At 59.6% G+C, this 2,836-nt stretch carries 2 protein-coding genes; both read left to right on the top strand.

Annotation, left to right across the window (positions count from 1 at the left end; all coding sequences use genetic code 11):
- Window positions 1–163: 163 nt before the first annotated feature.
- A complete protein-coding gene (locus tag I2D41_RS09780; RefSeq protein WP_022094572.1) occupies window positions 164–1,096 on the top strand; it encodes a 1-phosphofructokinase family hexose kinase in 933 nt (310 codons plus the stop codon).
- Window positions 1,097–1,260: 164 nt separating this feature from the next.
- Window positions 1,261–2,655: a CCA tRNA nucleotidyltransferase gene (locus tag I2D41_RS09775; RefSeq protein ID WP_195364361.1), complete on the top strand. Its 1,395-nt coding sequence runs from the start codon at window positions 1,261–1,263 to the stop codon at window positions 2,653–2,655.
- The last annotated feature ends 181 nt before the right edge of the window (window positions 2,656–2,836 follow it).

The raw sequence follows: 2,836 nt of genomic DNA, 5'->3' as shown, positions 1-2,836 counted from the left end.
CGCAACGCGTTGCGCTGAGTCCTGAGGCTGTTGCAATGAAAATGACAATCAAGGTGTTCTGCCGTACTTCATCGCTTCCACACCGTTCACCGAGTTGTCCTAGCCTTTTACCGATGGGTGGAATATACTTTCATCAACACGTTGCTTCGTGAAAGGAACATTCATGATTTACACGCTCACTGCAAATCCCGCCATTGACTACAACATCGCCTGCGACGGCCTTGCTGCCAACACCGTCACGCGTACCCGTAACGCCGTCTACACGCCCAACGGCAAGGGTCTCAACGTCTCGTTCACCCTCGATCACTACGGTGTCGACACCACGATCCTGGGCTTTTTCGCCGGCTTCTCGGGCGAGTTTATCGTTAAGGGCGCCGAGGCCCTGGGCGTGCCCGTCAAGCCCGTTTGGACCGACGGCATCACGCGCGTCAACGTGTTTCTCAATGCCGGACCCGACACCGAGTACAACATGGTCAACGCCGGTGCCGCCATCAACGAGGCCAACGAGCAGGAGATGTTTGAGCTCATCGATTCGCTCGATGACATGACCTGCCTGGTCATCAGCGGCTCGCTGCCTCCCAACACTTCCGAGGGCTTCTTGGCCGAGGTCCTGCGCCGCGTCAAGGCCAAGGGGGCCGAGTTCGTCCTCGACATCTCGAGCCATCAGCTGGCAGACCTCATTGCCATGGAGCCGCTGCTGATCAAGCCCAATGACGACGAGCTGCTCGACATCTTTGGCATTAAGGTGAGCGGTGGCGACGATGAGTCCGTCAAGGGCGCTATGGCCGAGCTGCACGCTAAGGGCGCCAAGAACGTGCTGCTGACCCTCGGTGGCGCCGGTGCGTACTTCTCCAACGGCGAGCACATCTGGTTTGCCAATCGCACCTTCGACGTCAAGCTGCTGTCGACGGTGTGCGCCGGCGATTCCTCGCTCGCTGCCTTCCTGTCCGTATGGCACGACGCTCCCGAGCGAGTCGAGGATGCCCTCCGTCTGTCGATGGCCACCGGCGCCAACGTGGTCGAGTGCCCCGGTCTGGGCGATTTTGCCAAGGTGGACGAATATAAGAAGCACATCGAGGTTCGCCAGGTCTGCTAGTTCCGGCACCTTTCCTGAATAGTTTGATTATTTCGCATCCGTCTTAGACTAGGACGGATGCGTTTTTGTTTATCGGACTTGCGTGTGCAGTGGAGGCTGTTTCTTGCTAGACTTCTTGCAGACGCAATCGATAGCCAATTTGATAGTCGCAGGAGGCCATAGGCATGTGCAATGTTTCGCTCAACGGTACTCAACCGTCCGATGCGTCCCTGTGCGTCCTGCGCGCGCTTGAGGCGGCTGGTCTTGAGGCTTGGTACGTGGGCGGTTGGGTGCGCGACGCCCTGATGGGGTGCCCCAGCCACGATGTTGATATGTGCTGTAGCGGCCTGTGGCTGGAGTCCAAAGCTGCGCTCGAGGCCGCCGGCATCGCGGTTGTGGAGTCGGGCATTAAATTTGGCGGAATCACGGCTATTTCCGATGGCGAGCGTATCGAGGTCACCACGTACCGTCTGGATGGCTTCTATACCGATGGTCGCCATCCCCAGAGTGTGGAGCGTGCCGCCTCGCTCGAGGACGATCTGGCGCGCCGCGACTTTACCGTCAACGCTATGGCCTGGCATCCCGAGCGCGGGCTTGTCGACCGCTACGACGGCCAAGGTGACTTGGAGCGCAAGCTGATTCGCGCTGTCGGCGATCCCAAGCGTCGCTTTAACGAGGACGCCCTGCGCATGCTGCGTGCGGTACGCTTTGCCTGCCGCCTGGACTTTATGATTGAACCCGCGACCAAACAGGCTTTGGCCGAATGTGCGCCGTTGCTCGATGCCGTGGCGCGCGAGCGTGTGGGTATTGAGCTCGAGGGCATTCTTTCGACCGGTCATGGGGGAGACGCGATGCTCCGCTATCCCGAGCTCATCTTCGCCGCCGTGCCCGAGTTGACAGCGGGTCGCGGGTTTGATCAACGCAGTGTCTATCATGCGTTTAACGTCTACGAGCATATCGCCCGCGTGCTGACGGTGGCAGGGGAGCTGGCGCTGTGCGACGGCGTCGCGCCCTCGTCGAGCCTTATGTGGGCGGCGTTTTTGCACGATGTGTCCAAGCCCGAGTGCTTTACGGTCGATCACGCCGGCAGCGGACACTTCTACGGTCATCCCGAGCTCGGCGCCAAGAAGGCGCGCGTCATTATGGATCGCCTGGCGCTCTCGCACGACTTGGTGCGCGACGTGTGCCTGCTCATCAAATACCATGACAAGCCGCTGCGCCCAGAGCGCTCCTGCCTGCTCAATATGATGCGCGCGCTTTCGGGCGAGGGCGTCGATACGTCGCGTCTGATTGACGAGCTCATGGATCTTAAGCGTGCCGATACGCTCGGCAAGGCCCCGTCGTGCTTCTATTACGTCGAGACGATTGAGGAGATGCGCGCGATGGCGCACGAGCTACTGGAGGCGGGGGAGCCCTATACGCTCAAGATGCTCGCCATCAACGGCGGCGACCTGATCCGCGCCGGTCTGAAGCCGGGGCCCGAGCTAGGCCAACTACTCAACTCCGCCCTCGACGCCGTGATCGAAGACAACATTCCCAACGAGCGCGAAGCTCTTTTGGTCCATCTCAACTTGAATTAGCTACCCAGTTTACCTGCGTGTTCCATAACCTGCCGACAATTTTTCGGCAATTTGGAATTTCTTCTTGCGCTGTCGTTTTTTGTCCCGTAATATATTTCCTCGCAGCACGGCAGTGCAGATGTCATGTGGCCCGTTCGTCTAGCGGTTTAGGACGCCGCCCTCTCAAGGCGGAGATCACCAG

The sequence above is a fragment of the Collinsella aerofaciens genome, assembly GCF_015552075.1.
In the GTDB taxonomy this organism is placed as follows: Bacteria; Actinomycetota; Coriobacteriia; order Coriobacteriales; family Coriobacteriaceae; genus Collinsella; species Collinsella aerofaciens_Y.
Note: the sequence above shows the minus strand (reverse complement) of the source record. Positions and strands in the feature narration are given on the sequence as shown.

Excerpts from the sequence above, each read along its gene's own strand:
- I2D41_RS09775 (WP_195364361.1), top strand. The coding sequence starts at position 1,261 with ATGTGCAATGTTTCGCTCAACGGTACTCAACCGTCCGATGCGTCCCTG.
- I2D41_RS09780 (WP_022094572.1), top strand. The coding sequence starts at position 164 with ATGATTTACACGCTCACTGCAAATCCCGCCATTGACTACAACATCGCC.